This window comes from Saccharicrinis carchari, from assembly GCF_900182605.1.
GTDB classification, from domain to species: domain Bacteria; phylum Bacteroidota; class Bacteroidia; order Bacteroidales; family Marinilabiliaceae; genus Saccharicrinis; species Saccharicrinis carchari.
Window position 1 is genome coordinate 204,452 of sequence record NZ_FXTB01000002.1, and the last position, 15,551, is coordinate 220,002.

Annotated in this window: 9 protein-coding genes; 8 read left to right on the top strand and 1 reads right to left on the bottom strand. The window is 41.5% G+C overall.

Annotated features, from left to right (window positions below; genetic code table 11):
• Positions 1-50: 50 nt before the first annotated feature.
• Positions 51-2,312, bottom strand: a complete 2,262-nt coding sequence (locus FN809_RS05430) for an aconitate hydratase (protein WP_142532483.1) — start codon at positions 2,310-2,312, stop codon at positions 51-53.
• Between the two features lie 178 nt (positions 2,313-2,490).
• On the opposite strand from FN809_RS05430, the gene FN809_RS05435 reads away from it, so the two are divergent.
• From FN809_RS05435 to FN809_RS05470, 8 genes are all read left to right on the top strand, one after another.
• Positions 2,491-3,735, top strand: coding sequence for an ABC transporter permease (locus FN809_RS05435; RefSeq protein WP_142532484.1), 1,245 nt, complete (start codon positions 2,491-2,493; stop codon positions 3,733-3,735).
• Between the two features lie 67 nt (positions 3,736-3,802).
• The gene (locus FN809_RS05440) at positions 3,803-4,696 is read left to right on the top strand and encodes a glucosaminidase domain-containing protein (RefSeq protein ID WP_142532485.1); all 894 of its coding nucleotides are present in this window, start codon (positions 3,803-3,805) and stop codon (positions 4,694-4,696) included.
• Positions 4,668-5,747 (top strand): polysaccharide deacetylase family protein, encoded by a 1,080-nt coding sequence (locus FN809_RS05445; protein WP_185957459.1) that lies wholly within the window; start codon positions 4,668-4,670, stop codon positions 5,745-5,747. The genes FN809_RS05440 and FN809_RS05445 overlap by 29 nt, the downstream gene beginning before the upstream one ends.
• A 465-nt stretch (positions 5,748-6,212) precedes the next feature.
• Positions 6,213-10,754, top strand: a complete 4,542-nt coding sequence (locus FN809_RS05450; RefSeq protein ID WP_142532487.1) for a T9SS type B sorting domain-containing protein — start codon at positions 6,213-6,215, stop codon at positions 10,752-10,754.
• Positions 10,755-10,814: 60 nt separating this feature from the next.
• Entirely contained in the window at positions 10,815-11,825 is a 1,011-nt protein-coding gene (locus FN809_RS05455; RefSeq protein WP_142532488.1) for a PorP/SprF family type IX secretion system membrane protein, read from the top strand.
• A gap of 4 nt (positions 11,826-11,829) precedes the next feature.
• A complete protein-coding gene (locus FN809_RS05460; RefSeq protein ID WP_142532489.1) occupies positions 11,830-12,771 on the top strand; it encodes a T9SS type B sorting domain-containing protein in 942 nt (313 codons plus the stop codon).
• A 48-nt stretch (positions 12,772-12,819) separates the two neighbouring features.
• Complete coding sequence (locus FN809_RS05465) at positions 12,820-13,776, top strand: PorP/SprF family type IX secretion system membrane protein (protein ID WP_185957460.1); 957 nt, start codon at positions 12,820-12,822, stop codon at positions 13,774-13,776.
• Positions 13,777-13,806: 30 nt separating this feature from the next.
• Positions 13,807-15,072: a hypothetical protein gene (locus tag FN809_RS05470; RefSeq protein WP_142532491.1), complete on the top strand. Its 1,266-nt coding sequence runs from the start codon at positions 13,807-13,809 to the stop codon at positions 15,070-15,072.
• Positions 15,073-15,551: the final 479 nt, after the last annotated feature.

Below are 15,551 nucleotides of genomic sequence, written 5' to 3' on the forward strand. Positions count from 1 at the left end.
TAATAAAACACAATCCAGGTGGATTGCGTTTTATTAATATTAATCCCTGATTACCCGTTTTGCTTTTTAATTAAATTGAGCGCGCTGCCATTTTTAAACCACTCAATCTGTTGCTGATTGTAGCTGTGGTTGGCTTTAATTAGTTCCGGACTTCCGTTGGTATGAATCAGCTCAATGGTGAGTTGCTTGCCGGGTGCAAAATCCTTTAAATCAATAAAGTTAAAGGTGTCGTCTTCCTGTATTTTATCGTAATCGGCTTCGTTAGCAAAGGTAATGCCTAACATGCCCTGCTTTTTTAGGTTTGTTTCGTGTATACGGGCAAAGCTTTTTACCAACACCACTTTAACACCCAGGTGGCGGGGCTCCATAGCAGCATGTTCGCGCGATGATCCCTCGCCATAATTATGATCGCCCACCACAACAGTTGGGATGCCTTCCTTTTTGTAGGCTCTTTGCGTAGCTGGTACCTCGCCATACAAACCGGTAAGCTGGGATTTAACTTTATTGGTTTCGCCATTGAATTTGTTTACGGCCCCAATGAGCATGTTATTGGAAATATTATCCAGGTGACCACGGTATTTTAGCCATGGTCCGGCCATCGAAATGTGGTCAGTGGTACATTTTCCTTCTGCTTTAATCAGCAGTTTGGCACCAATAATATTTTCGCCATCCCAAGGCGCAAAAGGCTCCAAAAGCTGTAATCTGTCGCTCTCGCTCGATACCGCCACCTTTATGTTTGTAGTATCCTGTGCCGGAGCCTGATAGCCCGGGTCTTCCACATCAAAACCTTTAGGGGGCAGCTCATTGCCGTGAGGAGCAGCCAGAAAAACCTGCTCGCCTTTATGGTTGGTTAACTTATCTTTTAAGGGGTTAAAGCCAAGGTCGCCGGCAATGGCCAGAGCGGTAACCAACTCGGGCGATCCCACAAAAGCATAAGTATTGGGGTTACCGTCGGCTCGTTTGGCAAAGTTGCGGTTAAAAGAGTGTACAATGGTGTTTTTCTCTTGTTTTTCGGCTCCCATGCGCGCCCACATGCCAATGCAAGGTCCGCAGGCATTGGCAAAAACAACACCATCAATCTTTTTAAATATATCCACCATGCCGTCGCGGTCGATGGTGTAGCGCACCTGCTCACTACCGGGCGTTATGGAGAACTCGGCTTTTGCTTTTAAACCTTTTTTTACTGCATCCTCCGCTACGGAGGCTGCCCTGGAAATATCTTCGTATGAGGAGTTGGTACACGAGCCAATCAACCCTACTTCAACTTTTGTAGGCCATCCGTTTTTGCTGGCTTCCGCGCGCATCTTACTGATGGGCGTTGCCTTGTCAGGGGTAAAGGGACCGTTGAGGTGTGGTTCTAATTTGTTTAGGTCGATTTCTATCACCTGGTCAAAATATTTTTCGGGCTCCTCATATACCTCGTGATCTGCCGTGAGCAGGCTTTTTACCTCGTTGGCTGCATCGGCCACATCGTGGCGGTTGGTGGCCCGCAGGTAACGCTCCATAGAAAAATCGTAGCCAAAGGTAGAAGTAGTAGCTCCTATTTCGGCACCCATGTTGCAAATGGTTCCTTTGCCCGTACACGAAAGTGATTTGGCGCCTTCGCCAAAATATTCAACTATACAGCCTGTTCCGCCTTTAACGCTGAGGATACCGGCTACTTTTAAAATAATATCTTTGGGGGCTGTCCATCCGTTAAGTTTTCCGCTAAGCTTTACGCCTATCAGTTTAGGAAATTTGAGTTCCCACGGCATACCTGCCATTACATCAACGGCATCGGCACCGCCTACACCAATGGCAATCATTCCCAAGCCACCGGCATTAACGGTATGCGAATCGGTGCCTATCATCATTCCGCCGGGGAAAGCATAGTTTTCCAGCACAACCTGATGGATAATTCCTGCTCCGGGCTTCCAAAACCCGATACCATACTTACTGGTTACCGAACTCAAAAAGTCATAAACCTCTTTGTTGGTTGTTTTTGCCGTAGCTAAGTCTTTTGCAGCATCTACTTTTGCTTGTATCAGGTGGTCGGCATGCACTGTTGTGGGCACCGCCACCTTATCTTTTCCGGCTTGCATAAATTGCAATAAAGCCATTTGTGCCGTAGCATCCTGCATGGCTACCCTATCGGGGTTAAAGTTTACGTAGGATTCGCCCCTTGTAAAAGCTTCGTTTGTATCCTCGGCCAAATGGGCATATAGAATTTTTTCGGTAAGTGTTAAGGGTTTATTCAAAACAGAACGTGCTTTATCGACTTTAGCACCCATTTGGGCATACACCTTCTTAATCATTTCAATGTCGAACGCCATATTATTCAGTTATTTTAGTTTTTTTTAATTATAGGTCAAGATGCATAAAAGCGGTAATCTGGATGGATAGTAGCTCATTCTTGCAGCTTTATATGTCATTTATTAATGACGAACAAACTTAGTAAAAAATAAAAATAAAAACTATTTACTTATCTTTAGTATTTAATTCAAACGGTTTATGCTATCAAAACTCTTTTATGAAAACGTACAGGTTGCTGCCGGAGCCATTTGGTCCAATAAACTGCGTACCATACTAACCATCGTCATCATCACAATTGGTATCATGGCGCTCATTGGCATCATTACAGCAGTTCAATCTATCGAAACTGCTATCTCGTCCAATTTTACAGGTATGGGTGCTAATTCGTTTACCATCGAAAACCGGGGACAAAACATTAGGATTGGAAAGGAGCGGAGCCGAACCAGGGATTACGGTTTTATATCGTACAAGGAAGCAAAAGAGTTTAAGGAAAGGTTTTCTTTTCCGGCAACGGTAACCATATCGCATCAGGCATCGGGCAATGCAACGGTTAAAATTGGATCGCTAAAAACCAACCCCAATGTAAGTGTTTATGGTGTAGATGAGGATTTTATTGCAACCAGCGGACACAAATTAAAAATAGGCAGAGGTTTTTCGTTGAATGACATAAAAGATGGTAAGCATGTAGCCATTTTGGGATCGGCGTTATATAAAAAAATATTCCCATCGCAGCAAAAAGCAATTGGTCAGGTGGTTTCTCTCGCTGCCGGCAAATATAAGGTAATAGGGGTATTAGCAGAAAAAGGATCGGGTTTTGGCGGACAGGGCGATAATATATTATTACTTCCCGTAAGTAATGTGAGGCAGTATTTTAGTCGCCCAAAAATGTCGTATAACATTGAGGTGATGGCTAATGATCCAACCCAGGTGGAGGCCGCTGTGAGTGAAGCTACCGGCACTTTTAGGCTGGTGCGTAGGCTTGAGGTGAGCGACGAAAACAATTTTAACATTGTTAAAAGCGACAATCTTTCGAGGATGTTAATTGAAAATCTGAGCAGTGTTACCATTATTGCCAATGCCATTGGTTTCATCACCTTGTTTGGTGCTGCTATAGGGCTTATGAATATTATGCTGGTAGCCGTGGCCGAACGAACAAGGGAGATAGGTATACGCAAAGCAACCGGTGCAACACGCAAGGCCATCCGCGACCAGTTTCTGCTGGAGTCTGTTATGATTGGTTTGATAGGCGGAGCATGTGGTGTGGTGCTGGGTATTATGGTGGGAAACATCCTGTCTATGGTAATGGATTCGGGTTTTGTAGTGCCCTGGAACTGGATTTCGATAAGCCTTGTGCTTTGCCTTTTGGTGGGGTTATTATCGGGATTAATGCCGGCTCTCAAAGCCGCTAAGCTCGACCCCATTGAATCGTTACGCTACGAGTAAGTTAAAATGTAATTTCTAAAAAAATGGATTAATCCAAAAGTTTTATATTGGTATAATAAATTACACAATGAAAACATCAGCCTTTAAGTTTAAGGATTTTACCGATTTTTTGTCGCGACGCACCCTGTTGGCTATACTGATTGTTTTTGCCGTAGCCATGGTTGTTAATCTGGTGCAGCCATCATTCGAAGAAAAAGAGGAGACGGTTTTTATCCGCGTGTGCAAAAGCACCAGCAAGGATTCCATATTGGCTGTTGCAGATAGTGTAGTATGGCCGGTGCTATATCAAAATGTTCCCAATTTACAGGATATGGATTACAAGGAGAGGATGCAAAAATTCATTGATATGATGCTCCCTTCGGTTTTAATGGCAAGAGAAAAAATTATACAACAGCGCCACAAGGTATTGGAAATTAATGCCGCCGTAAAATCCGGCAGGGCTACAGTGCAGGATTCCTTGTATCTGGAGGAAATGAAGCTTACCTTTAAAACAAACAGGGTGAGCGAAGTGCTGCGACGTCTTCATCCCCATCCGGTTTCTATCGTTCTGGCACAGGCAGCCATCGAAAGCGGTTGGGGTACATCAAGATTTGTTAGGGAGGCAAACAATATATTTGGTATATGGTCGTACAATAGAAACGAAAAGCGTATTAAGGCAAGTGAGTCGCGTGGCGAAACCAGTGTTTACCTGAGAAAGTACGATTCCTTGTTCGAGTCTATCTATGATTATTATCTTACTATTGCCAAGGCCAATGCTTATAAAGAATTTCGTGAAGCACGTTTGTATTCCGACAATCCCTACAGGTTGATTTGGTATTTGAGTAGATATTCGGAAAAGCGTTATGAATATGTACGCTCCTTGCGCAATGTTATTGAATTTAATGATTTACATAATTATGATGATTATCAGCTGGCGAAAATTAATAAAAACGATGCAATTTGGCAGAACCTGCTCGATTAATTGCTTTGTTGTTTTATTATTGATTAATGCAACTTCTTGTCGTTCCGGTTCCAAAAAAACAGATGCACATCAAAAGCAGCTGGTTATTGCAACAACGGAGCTGCCTGCTGATTTTTATGCTGTGGGGATAGTTTATCACCGTTTTGGGGATAAGCGTTATCCCAGCACTAACACGCCCCCGGATAAGTTTGAAGAGCAGCTTAAATATCTAAACCAGAATGACTTTAAAACCTACACGGCTTCGGGTTTATTTAAAAATCCGGACAATACGCAAAAAAAAGTGGTTATTACCATAGACGACGGCTTAAAATCGTTTTATACACACGGATGGCCTCTGTTGCAAAAGTACAATTGTAAAGCCACTTTATTTGTGAACACAGAAAGTGTAGGCTGGAGCGATTACATGAGCTGGCCGCAGCTGAGGGAGCTGCACAAGGAGGGGGTGGAGATAGGTTCCCACTCGCATAAGCACATGTATTTTTTAAATGTGCCTGAGGGGCAACGGGTGCAAACTTTTTTGGCAGACCTGGCCGTTTCGGAACAGCTTTTTAAGGATAGCCTGGGGTTTGTTCCTAAAGTATATGCTTATCCGTATGGCGAGTTTGACGAATCAATGGCCAACGTGTTAAAAAGTAGAGGATATACGCTGGCCTTTGCCCAAAACTCAGGTGTTTGGGGTAATCAAACGCACCTATATGCGATACCCAGGTTTCCGGTGGCCGGTAATTTTGTAAACCTGGATTCATTTAAATCAAAAGTAAACATGAAACCTCTTTTAGTAAGCGGCTTATCGGATTTTCCGATTGAAAAGGACGTATCATCTGCTGTATCCCTAAATCTCCAATTGCATTTCTCAGATCGAATCCCGGCCATCAACTGTTTTTTCAATAATAAGTCGAACAATGCTATTTGCAAACGGCTAAACGATTCCATCTACATTAATACTACTATGCCCTCTGATTCTCGTAGGGTTTTATTAACGCTCACAGCAAAAGATAACTCCGGCCAATGGCTATGGTGGAGCAAGCTGCTGGTAAATACCCAAAAATAATTCTCCTAAAATCTGCTGTAAATTATTTTGTTTATCTAATTGAACGAAACTTTTCACCAGTACTTTCGTACTTAAGATAAGTTTTGCCTTGGGGTATCAGGAAAAATCATTACAAAAGCTACAAAACATAAAGGATAGCAATAAATACCTTGTTAAATTATGTTGGCACACAGGAGCTGCATAGCTGTACCGTAGTTTTTAAGTTTTTTACCCACTAAAAAGTGCACAATTTTACAAATCAACCTGCCTTTCCTATACTTATTTTGTATGGTTTTTATTGCGGAGTTGAAAAGGGTGAGGTAGAAGGTATTCGATTCTACCCACGCTGTAGTATAACATCAAAAAAACGACAGATGAAACGAGCCATGAGAGTTTTCTCTCACAAAGGGGAATGATTATAATGGCGAGTTCCCCCGATAAAAAATCGGGGCAGGCTATATGGCAAATTAAATCAATTATAAACATATGAAATTTCCGCATCAATTTGCATTGGTTTTTCTATGCCTGTTAGGTGTAAGTTTAAAGGCACAGACCGGTACAGACTTTTGGTTTGTAGCTCCAGATGCCATACACGCCCATGGCGATGAACCTTTGTATTTTAGGATTACCACCTTTGACAAGGCAGCATCAGTTACCATTTCGATGCCGGCAGACAATGGTTTTAAAAAAATAAAAAAAAATATTGGCAAAAATGAACTTGCTACTATTGAGGTGCCCAGGAGTAGTGTGGAAAACAGACCGGTGGACAGGGTTAATAACAAAGGAATACGCATAGAATCGTCGGCAAATATTACGGTATATTATGAGATTGCCGATGATGGCAACCCGGATAAGTTTACTTTAAAGGGTGATAATGCCATGGGAACAGAGTTTTATGTGCCTTCGCAGAATGTGTACCCCAACATGGCCAAATACAAAGGCGATGCAAATGAGAAAGCAGACATCGTAGCAACAGCAGACAATACGGTGGTGACTATTGTTCCAACAGTTGATGTTACCGGACATAAAAAGGATATTCCTTTTCAAATTACCCTTAACCGGGGACAAAGCTATTGCATTGAATACCGCAACATCAGTCCATCGGCTTCTATGGCTGGCACCTATATCACTTCCAACAAACCGATTGCCGTAACTATTTCCGACGATTCCATCAACGAAACGGATCACCCTCATGATATTATAGGCGATCAGTTAATTCCCACCTCTATAATCGGTTCTGAATACATTGCAGTGAAAACCAATAGGGATAAAAATGGTGCCCAAAAAGTATTTGTGCTGGCTACAGAAGATGATACTTATGTATTTATCAATAATGATAATAATTTGGTACGCCATCTTAAACGGGGAGAGCTGACCGGTTTTGATATAACGGACAATGCCATTTACATAAGTGCCACTAAGCCGGTATACGCCTACCAGGTATCCGGACTGGCAAATATAAAATCAAAAGATAATGCCAACGAGTTAGGTTCGGCACTTTTGCCTTGCATCGAATGTACGGGCTCGTCAAAGGTAGCTTTTACGCGGGTTTTTGTACGCGACTTTTGGGTGCAGATACTTACGCAACAAAAAAATGTAGACAGCTTTGTAATGTACGACAATAATAAAGGCAGTGTTGATTATGTTGATAACTTACAATGGGTTAAAGTGAAAGGAACAGATACAGGTGACCCCGCAGAAACGTGGTTTACCGCAATTGCTAATATGAATATTTCCACCGGAACTCCATATACAATTGAAAATACCAAAGGACTTTTTCATTTGAGTATTCTGGACGAGAATGACCCAAGAACCTCTGTTGGCAGTGTGAGCTACGGTTATTTTTCGTCCTATGGCCGAATGCATATCGAAGGTCCTTCACAGGAGTGCCAGGGTAAAGAGGTTGTGTTGTCTACCAGTATAGATATGAATGATTACCGTTGGTATTCTAAATCAACAGGCAATACCGTCCTATCAACGGATAAAGAATGCAGAATTACCCGTTCTGATACCTACTGGGTAACAGCTCAAATGTTGCATGGAGGTTGTGTTATTACAGATAGTCTGGATGTTACCTTTGTAATGCCCGATATTTCCCTGGGCAATGATACTGTTGTTTGTCCCGGAGAAGTAGTTAATTACGATTTGCCAGCGGGTTACCCAAGTTACGTATGGAGTAATGCTGCTACGGGTAACAGCACATCGGTTACAGCAGGATCAGGTTTTTCGGAAAATCTTTCTGTAGTAGTAACCGATGGATATGGGTGTGAAGCCGAAGATACGGTTCGTGTTGAGGCATTTGCAACACCAGTCATCCGTATTAACAAAACGGTAGTTTGTGAAGGGGAGCGTGTGGTAAACACTACCGCTTTTATGCGTTATCAATGGGAGTTTAAGGGTAAAGTAATTAATTCTGACGACAGTAAAAACTTTATTATACCAAGCGAATCCGGAACATATACCTTAACGGTTTGGAGCGCAAATGGGTGCATGCAAACCCGTGATATTGATATTACCGTAAACCCATTACCCAATTTTACCTTAGCAGATGAGTGGTCGTGTTATAATAGTGCTAAACGTATTAACGGGCCGGTGGGTGATGGATATTCATACCGCTGGAGTTCCGGAGAAATAGCACCGTACATTGACTTGGCAAGTCCTGCGGATTATGCGCTGGAAATAACCGATGCCAATGGTTGTGTAGCCCACGATGAGGCACGTTTCGATTGGTACGATCCCCAGGTAATCGATTTAGGTGATGATAGGGAGGAGTGTTCCGGAATTACTTTGCATATTGATGGCTTAACATCGCATACTGATTTTGTGTGGAAGTATAAAAAAACGGCTGTGGATGATGAAGTATTACTCCCAATACCTATGCCTGAAAATGTTTACCAAATTGCAAATGCCGTCGAAGAAAGTTCAGGCATTTATAAGGTTGAAGCCATAGATGAAAATGGCTGTCCCGTTTCCGACTCAATAAAAGTAAAATTCTACCGTGCCGATCCGCCAGTACTTAAATTGGAAAGAGATTTATGTGATGGGGAGCAAATACAGATTCACGCATCGAGCGGATACGATTCCTATACCTGGTATCGTGATGGTATTAATTTATCAATACCGTCCTCTCAAAATTCAATAGAAGTGTCGGCTCATGGTAAATATCAAGTTGAGGCCACTTATTTAGGATGTGTTAAAAGAAACGATATTGACGTTACCTCTTACGCTCTTCCGACGGTTTCAATTACCGATGACCTCACTATTTGTAAGGGGGATGTAGCCTTAATACGGATGGATTCTTTTACTTCGCCCGATGGTTCCAATTTTGATTATTTAATTTGGAACATAGATAAGAAAAAGTATTACGATGAAACATCGGTTTTACAGATAACAGAGGAAGGGATTTATTCTGTAACCGCCTTTGATGAGCACGGCTGTTCTGCAAGCGACCAGGTTGAAGTAGGTGTGTTTTCACCAACCCTTATAGCGGATGAACCCCCGGTAGAAGCTTGTGAGAATATTTCTGTAACTCTAAGCAATCCCGTGCCCAATGCACAGTCGTATGCCTGGCATAAAGTGGAGTCGACTGGCAATGTGCCCGGACCAAGCAATGCTCCCTGGACAGTAAATCAATCGGGCACTTATGGCATTCAGCTGGTGGATGTAAACGGCTGCTCCAGCTATGCCGAAAGGGTGATAAAACTTTTACCTGTACCCAGTTTAGACCTTGGCCCGGATATCGGCTTGTGCAGTGGTGAATCGGCTATATTAAAGGCGCCAGACGTCTATGCCCAATACCAATGGAACGGCGATCCTTTATTAAATTCTCCCGGCATTCGTATTAATAATACCGGAGTATATACGCTGGTGGTAAAAAATACCGAAGGTTGCGAGGCGCAAGATCAGGTAAGTGTACACCTTAATCCATCACCCGCATTTGAGGTGACTGACCAGGAAGTATGCCCGGGTACAAATGTAATATTAACAGCGCCGGCTAATGTTTCGGATTTTCTGTGGTCAACAGGCGAAACCACCCGAAGCATTTCTGCTACAAAAGGAACTTATTGGGTAAGTGTAAAAAACAGCTATGGATGCACAGGTGCAGATACGGCAAGCGTAAAATGGCATCCCGTACCTAAAGTAAATTTAGGTGCAGATACGCTTATTTGCCCGGTAGATTATTTGTATTTGGATGCGGGTGAGGGTTTTGCTTCTTATTTATGGCACAGTGGTGCTGCTACACAAAAAATTAAGGCGCAAATGCAGGATACCATCAATCTGGTTCAGGTTCAAAATGAACACGGCTGCTATGGCTTTGATACCAAAACAGTCCGGTATATGATCCGACCCGACATTGTACTCTGTTCAGACACTTCGGTATGCAAAAAAGATACTTTTGATATTGATGCAGGGGCGGGTTACATAAGTTACCTGTGGAATGATGGAAGCAGTGAGCAAACGATGCGTATTGCCGAACCGGGAGAGTATTGGGTAGAGGTGTCGGATGGTTGTATGATAATGAGGGACACGGCCAATGTTGTTTACCAGGAAAATCCCATCATTACACGTGTTGATACAAGTATTTATTCGCGTGTGGCAGTATGGGTAGAAGGAGGTACGAAACCTTATCGATACAGCATCAATAACAATGCATATGGATCGGACAATGTATTCGAAAACCTAAAAGCAGGAGATCATACTATTGAAATAGAGGACTTCTATGGTTGTAAGGCGCTGGCAACAATATCATTAAATAATTATTTTGATGTTGTTGTACCACCGTTTTTTACACCCAATAATGATGGGATAAACGACAGATGGGAGATAGAAGGTATTGACAGGTATCCGGATTGCATTATAAAAATATTCGACAGATACGGAAAGCTCTTAAAAAAATACCCGGCCTCGGATCCCGGCTGGGACGGACGCTACCTGGGCCAGCCGGTACCAACCGATGATTACTGGTACGTTATTGAGGTGCCTGGCAATACAAAAGTGTTAAAGGGGCATATCACCTTAAAACGCTAAGTTCTGGCTTAATTGAAGCAACTCCTGAATCAAACCATAAAAAACCATAAAACTAAACTAATGAAAAGCCTCTTGGCCATATTTGTCCTGCTTGGGGTGTTTAAAGTTGCAGAAGCACAAAGGTATTTTGTTACAAATCTGTATATGTACGATATCTTTTTAATGAACCCCGCAGCTGCCGGCATCGATAAATCATGCTATAATTTTGGTGCGAACTATCAAAACCAGTGGCTGGGAATGGATAGGGCACCTACCACACAAATGTTAAACTTTCAAGGGCCCTTAATGCAAAACATGGGAATGGGCACCTATATGTATAACGATCGAAATGGAAATATGGGCCAATTTGGTTTGCATCAGTCTCTTTCGTACGAAGTAGTCCTCAAAAAATCTCTACGCAGGGTAATAACAATGGCGTTTGGATTAGGTGTATTGCTTGAGCAGTCCCGCATTGACGAAAGTAATTTAAACAACCATTTAGGCATTCTGGATCCGGCAATAGGAGGGGGTGTTACTTCGGGTTGGGGCATGAATGCCAATTCGGGAGTGTTGTTCAAACTCAACGATTACCAGATGGGCTTTTCTGTAAGTAACATGTTAGGGCAATTAAATCCACTCTACTTAAATGATGGGGAGCCGAGCCTGGCAATGGACTTTCACCTTCATCTTTCCTCCTTATACAAAGTAGTAAACAGAGATGTTTACCTGGAGCCATTGATTATGTACCGTCAAAACCAAAATGACGATCAACGACTGGATCTTACATTAAAAGGAACTTTTCCAACACCCAATCCCGATTATGCTTTATGGGGTGTGGCTTCATACAGAAGAAGCATGGACCATAGGCTGGGCAAGAGTCTGGGGCTTGGAACAACCCTGGGTGTTAATTATCACAGTTTAAGTTTTGGTATGGAGTTTCAGTTAGGATTAACCGGAGCACAACTTGAATATGGGAGTGCCTATAAATTACTTGTACGATACACTATATGTAATAATTTAAAAAACAAAGCCATCCCTTGTTCCGAGATACGCAGAAATAAAAGATCGAGATATGATGGTTTAAGTTGGTAAGCAAATGAAAGTACAAAAATGCATTAAAATATCCCTTATTTTTTTGGCTGCATGTGTATATGTGCAAGGTTTGTATGCCGTTTCGTCAGGTATGGGAGCCGGTAAGGACCAGGTGCGTGCCTATGCCGATTATACTTTAGTAAAAGAAGGTCATTCAGTAATTATAAATGTACTGCACAACGATCAGGGAATTGGGCAAGGGATAAGCGCTTTGCAAATAACCATTCAACCCCAAAGAGGCAATGCCGAGGTGGTGGATGGCATTGCAATAAAGTACACATCTATTCATGGTGATATAGGGTCTGATGAATTAACCTATCGCGTATGTGCAAAAAATGGAACTTGTGACGAAGCAAAAGTACGTATCGATATTTCAGATTATGATTTTAAGCCGGTTGCCCATAACGATTCACTTGTTCTGAACCCCCGTGATATTGCAGCTGTAAATGTATTGGCTAACGACAGTGGTTTATTTGATACCCCCATTGAACTGAAAATAGTGCAAGATGTTAACAATGGCTATAGCCAGCTTAATGACGACGGTTGGGTGAGAACCACTTTCAACACTGCTTACAATGGGCCGGACTCTTTGCTATATGGGATATCCGACAAAGAAGGGGACTATGCACAGGCATGGGTGATGTACCGGGTAAATTCAGGTGTGGAGGATAAAATTTTTATTCCTCAAGGGATTTCTCCAAATGGAGATGGTTTAAACGATAAATTTACCATCCCTGATTTGGAAGGTGAGCGCATGCAAATTAAAGTTTTTGATGTGTTTGGTGGCATGGTGTTTTCCGAAAATAATTATCGTAACAATTGGGATGCGATAGGCAATAGGGGGAAATATGCAGGCAAGTTGTGCGATAACGGCACCTATTACTATGTTTTAAAGCTGCCTGAAGTAAGTAAGGAGTATGCCGGCTTTATTTATATCAACAAATAGTGACTATCGAAAATGAAATTGCACATAAATATAACAAAGCGTGTATTAATGTTAGCATTTGCCAGTCTGGTTTATGTAGTGCTATTTGCCCAGCATAGAGCCTCACCATCAGGGTACATGCAAACGCAATATTTTATAAATCCGGCGTATTCGGCAACTTCAAATACTATGGCTGTTAATTTAATGGCACGCAAGCAATGGTGGGGAATAGAGGGTGCGCCAACAAGTTACCGCTTGGCAGCCTATTCGCCCATCAATAACACGCTTATGTCGGTTGGTGGCGCCCTGAGTTTGGAGGAATATGGTGTTTATAAAGCGTATATGGCAATAATTAGCTATGCCTATTTATTAAAAATATCGCCTGTAACTTTTTTATCCCTCGGAATTAACACAAATGTGCACAGCCACCAAATAGCATTCAACGAACTAAAGCTGGTAAATAATAACGATCCTTATTTTTCAAATGCTTCCGAAAGCGAAACGCAAGTAAATATGGCAAGCGGGGCGTTTTTGTATTCGCGAAAATTTTATCTGGGTTTTTCCGTGTCAAACCTGCTGGAGGCTACTAAGGTGTTGCGAAGCTACGAACCAGATCAAATGCATCAAAAACGCCAATTTTACATGACAATGGGCTATACCTTTCGTCCTAATCAAGAGATAGGTATTCGACCTTCCTTTTTGAGCCAATACCAAAAACAGGATGCATACAGCCTAACCGGAGGTGTTCAACTAATTTATAAAGATTTATTTTGGGTGGGTGCAGCCTATAGCAAGGGTGGTTGGATGGGGAGCCTGATTAACCTAAAAGTACAAAAAGATTTTTGGATAGCTTATGCTTTTGACTTTGCGGTGGGCAACAACTTAATAAATCGAAGCAATCATGAAATTGCAATTTCGTGCAATATCTATGCTTTCTACAAAAAAAATAAAAAACGTGCCTTCGGTAAGCGAAAGATCAAAAAAGATAAACACAAAGAAAGTATGAAATCTCTGCGTAACTTCTAATTTTGTATGTTTAAAGAAAATTATGCCGCAATGAAAATTAAAGTACTGATTACAATATCTATATTAGTAATAGTTTTAGTATTTACAGGCAACTGGATTTATGGAAACATATCAGCTAAAAAATTAGATGTACATTTACAGCAACTAAGCGAAAGTGCCCGCCCTTTATATTCCGATATAAAAGTAAATCCTCTTTGCTCAAAAATTATTTTCAAAAACTTTTCAATTCCCTACCCCAATTCAACATATAAAATAGAAAGCGATGTACTGTGTGTGAATATAAAGCACAGGGAAGCCATGGAGATAGCCAAAACACAAAAAGTAGATAAGCTCACTGGCTTGAGCCTGGATTTTAAGAATATAAAACTAAGCGGGGATGGTATGCCCACCTTTGTGAGTGAGGAGCTGTTGTTTGATTTTGAGGGGGATATGAGCCAGGTAAAACTTGCTAAGCTTGAAGAACAGTTTCCGGAGCAAAAACAAATGATAAGTGTAGAGATTAAAGAGGGGGACTGGATAAAGCCAAAATTAAAAAATACCAACTTTGTTGACCTGCCCATTGAGCTTCCTGAGATTGAATATGCCTACATTGTTCTATTATTTAACCATGCCAACAAAACCATGGAACTTGAAAAAATTAGGTTGGAAACTGCCGGATTAGAATTTGAAGGAGAAACAGAGTTGAGCTATTTTGGTGAGGGTCTCAATGATATTTCTATATCGCAAATTAATATGGAATACAATTGTGTGCTTTCTGATAGCCTAAGCTGGGGCGATAGTAATAGCTCCGGCAGATATACCGTTCAATCGTTTAGTTCAGCGCTTGAGGGATATATGGAATTAAATGAGAATGGTGAGTTGCAGCCGGCCTTATCGCAATTGAGCTTTAACCTTGATTTAAAAGATATAAAAGTTGAATATCAGGGGGCAGCCCGGATGAATATGGAAGCGCAGCTCTCGATGTTGGGTATAAGCCCTCAGGACTTATGGGTAGATGAAATATCGCTTAATGCAAAAATTGGCGATGGACGGTGTGTAGTAAAAAATACAAAATTACGACTCCCTTTGCTGGAAGCAACATTAGATGCCAATATAAAATTATTGGGTGATGGCATAGATAGTACAGATATCGAAAATATGGAGTTGAGGCTAAGTAATATAGATTCGGATTTTAAAATGCACATGAAAAATATTGAACGGGCATTTGGTTTAAAAATACCTTCTGAAGGTGAGGATATTGTATTGCAGATAACAGGTTCGTTAAAAAATCCAAAAATAAAAGGAATTCATTATTAAAAACCGTGGCTTCAATTTTAGCATGCGCGTAACATGTCGCCTTTAATCTTGCTGTGTAGTTTTTATAACAGTTTTAAACAATCCGGCTCTTGTATATTGTGCTATATGAAAAGTATAATACGCTGTTGTATTCTTGTTAAAAACAGCCTGTTGGTAAGTAATCTCCTTGATTAATAGGATCTACTCCGCTGCTAATTCTTTCGCCAAGCTCCTGCTTTGAAGCTGTGGTGCCAGCGTAAGGCGATGGTCGGTGAAGAAAGTTTAGGTGGCACACAGTCAAATGCTCCAGGCAAATCGGGACAGACATAGGCTTTGGCGTTTTGTTATCGCGCTACACAGAAATACCTGAGTTTTCTTAGATGCACTAATATTACCAACATAATTGTTATAAACTATGTTTTGATTAATACATACATTGTTAAATAAGATGGCGCATTGAGTTGCATATCATGTACTACAAAAACTAATTCTTGAAATTT

Bases quoted from the DNA above. Each gene is read 5' to 3' on its own strand.
- FN809_RS05430 (WP_142532483.1), bottom strand. From the start codon at position 2,312: ATGGCGTTCGACATTGAAATGATTAAGAAGGTGTATGCCCAAATGGGT.
- FN809_RS05435 (WP_142532484.1), top strand. From the start codon at position 2,491: ATGCTATCAAAACTCTTTTATGAAAACGTACAGGTTGCTGCCGGAGCC.
- FN809_RS05440 (WP_142532485.1), top strand. From the start codon at position 3,803: ATGAAAACATCAGCCTTTAAGTTTAAGGATTTTACCGATTTTTTGTCG.
- FN809_RS05445 (WP_185957459.1), top strand. From the start codon at position 4,668: ATGCAATTTGGCAGAACCTGCTCGATTAATTGCTTTGTTGTTTTATTA.
- FN809_RS05450 (WP_142532487.1), top strand. From the start codon at position 6,213: ATGAAATTTCCGCATCAATTTGCATTGGTTTTTCTATGCCTGTTAGGT.
- FN809_RS05455 (WP_142532488.1), top strand. From the start codon at position 10,815: ATGAAAAGCCTCTTGGCCATATTTGTCCTGCTTGGGGTGTTTAAAGTT.
- FN809_RS05460 (WP_142532489.1), top strand. From the start codon at position 11,830: ATGAAAGTACAAAAATGCATTAAAATATCCCTTATTTTTTTGGCTGCA.
- FN809_RS05465 (WP_185957460.1), top strand. From the start codon at position 12,820: ATGTTAGCATTTGCCAGTCTGGTTTATGTAGTGCTATTTGCCCAGCAT.
- FN809_RS05470 (WP_142532491.1), top strand. From the start codon at position 13,807: ATGAAAATTAAAGTACTGATTACAATATCTATATTAGTAATAGTTTTA.